Source organism: Acetobacter pasteurianus subsp. pasteurianus LMG 1262 = NBRC 106471, assembly GCF_000285275.1.
Classification (GTDB): domain Bacteria; phylum Pseudomonadota; class Alphaproteobacteria; order Acetobacterales; family Acetobacteraceae; genus Acetobacter; species Acetobacter pasteurianus.
This window is the reverse complement of sequence record NZ_CADO01000101.1, coordinates 1-2,508: the sequence shown is the minus strand read 5'-3', so window position 1 is coordinate 2,508 and position 2,508 is coordinate 1. Positions and strand designations below refer to the sequence as shown.

At 41.1% G+C, this 2,508-nt stretch carries 2 protein-coding genes; both read right to left on the bottom strand.

Annotated elements, in window-relative coordinates; all coding sequences use genetic code 11:
• Positions 1-10: 10 nt before the first annotated feature.
• The gene (locus APA10_RS11600) at positions 11-478 is read right to left on the bottom strand and encodes an outer membrane factor lipoprotein domain-containing protein (RefSeq protein ID WP_035367732.1); all 468 of its coding nucleotides are present in this window, start codon (positions 476-478) and stop codon (positions 11-13) included.
• Positions 478-2,445, bottom strand: coding sequence for an efflux RND transporter permease subunit (locus tag APA10_RS11595; RefSeq protein ID WP_003631310.1), 1,968 nt, complete (start codon positions 2,443-2,445; stop codon positions 478-480). Before APA10_RS11595 ends, APA10_RS11600 begins: the two co-directional genes overlap by 1 nt.
• Positions 2,446-2,508: the final 63 nt, after the last annotated feature.

The window sequence follows — 2,508 nt, the reverse complement described above, 5'->3', positions numbered from 1 at the left end:
TCAATATGGGTCAGAAAACTCTTGCATAACGGACGGTAACCACAGAAGAAATCCCTTTAGGTTCTAGGTAAGATCCACCCTGATCTAGCCCGAGCAGAGGCCGCAATACATCACCTATACCGGCAGTAGATGTATAATTTCTGCTGTATCCTGCTGTACCGTTAATTTCGGGCATATTTGCCGCATAGGCTATTTTTGTTTCGATACGAGATGCTTGTAGTTTTTCATAAGCAAGATTGATATCAATATTTTCCTGCAACCCAACACTTATTAGGTCATTCAACTTTGGCTGATTAAAATTCTGCCACCATTGCTTTGGTGTTTTACCATAAGGTTGTTGAGCCGGTGCGTTTTCCCATGTTTGTGGTAACGCAACTGTAGGAAGTGATGTTTTGGGCTGCAAGGAACATGCACCCAACAACATTGCAGACAGCAAGAGTGCAATTCTGTTTTTCTGTGATGTAGAAAATATAAACATTATTGCACAGCCTTATCTTTTTTCTTTTCTCTGAATATGACCAAGTAAAAAGCCGGCAGAGAAAGGAGTGTAAGAAATGTCGCAACACTCAAACCTCCAATCATAACAATGGCCATAGGTCCCCAAAAGATATTGAATGCTAAAGGAATGAAAGCAAAAACAGAGGCTAAGGCTGTAAGTATAACAGGCCGTGCACGTAATATAGTGGCATCAATAACAGATGCGTTAAGTGTTGAACCATTGTGTTTATTATATTCTATTTGATCGACCAATAATATGGTGTTGCGCATGATCATTCCAGCTAGAGCAATTAAGCCTAGCAAAGCAACAAAACCAAATGGCGCATTAAAAACAAGTAAGCCCAATACAGCCCCGATCAGACCTAAAAAGCTGGAGCACAAAACCAGTAAGACACGGCTGAATTTTTGCAGTTGCAGCATTAAAATAAGCAACATAATGCCTACTGTTGGGGGCAATAGAGCAAATATGGCATCATTAGCTGTTTGAGAAAGTTCAGCGTCCCCCCCTACTTCTATTCTGTAACCGTATGGAAGATGCTTTTGTATGTTATCTATTTCTGGCTTTATGTGCTCTACAATTTCCAGCGCTTCAACACCGGGCATAACATCAGATTGAACTGTTATGCATGGTTCGCCATTTCTTCTCCATATAACAGGAAAAACCTGCTTAATCTCCAGAGCACCTAATTGGCCCAAGAATACATTGCCCATCTGCGTTTGTATTGGAAGCAGTGCCCATAATTGCGGGTTATGACGGAATTTGTCTTCTGCACGCACCACCAAACTACGGTGGGTATCTGCATTAAAAATGGTACCGACCACTTCTCCAGAAAGAAAAGCCTGCATTTGTTGTGCAATAGCAATACGATTACTGCCAAAATGAACAACTTTTTCTGAATCCAGATTGAATGATTCAGAAAGTGTACGATTGCCCCAATCAATCTGCACATCAGATGTGCCCTGTGTATTTTTAAGAATATCTCTTATTTCATGAGAAGTATTTATAATTTCATCTACGTTTGGCCCAATAATGCGATATTGCACAGGAAAATCAGCCGTTGGCCCCAAAGAAAGCCTTTGTACGTGAAGGCTTGCGGGAATGTCATTGGCAAACTCTTTAATCGTCTTGAAAAGTTCTTCCCGAGCAGTCAGGTCCTTGGCAACTAAAAGTAATGTTGCATGCGATGTACTGGGGCTTGCTGGTATATAAGGTAGGTAAAATCTGGGCGCACCGTCCCCTATATGTGTTTCAATATGGACTACAGAGGGTAAGGGTAAAATTCTGCTCTCAATATTACTTACAACTTTATTGGTTTTACTGAGTGAACTGCCTGCAGGCAATGCAACATCAACAATCAATTCCGGACGATCTGATACGGGGAAAAACTGTTGATTCACCAAATTTGTGCCTAGAACTGCCATAATAAGAAGAGCAATAGTTATGGCACAAACGGTTTTTCTTTTAACAACAACCCATTCTAGAACTTTACGTAAGGCAAGAATGCTTTTTGTTTCTAAAGATGGTGTATTTTCTAATGCATGTTTTGGTTGAGGTAAAAACCATACGCCAAGCAAAGGTATAAACAGCACAGCCACAACCCAGCTGCAAAGTAATGCGGCAGCACTTACCCAGAAAATTTCACCGGCATACTCACCTGTTGTAGACTTTGCTATTCCAACAGGTAAAAAACTTATAATTGTTATTAAAGTGCCCGTAAGCATAGGAAATGCAGTATGTGACCATGCGTAGGATGCAGCATCCTCCCTGCTCGCTCCGTTGGACAACTGCACAATCATGGCTTCTATACTGATAATTGCATCATCAACAAGGAGCCCAAGAGACAGTATTAAGGCACCAAGAGAAATACGCTCTAACCCGATACCTGATATTTTCATGTATAATGCGACAAAAGATAAGGTAAGTGGCACGGAAAAGGCCACCACCATTCCGCTTTTAGAGCCCTTTTGGAAATTCGCTATGATAGGTTTTCAAGAGGTTTTGAGCGTGAT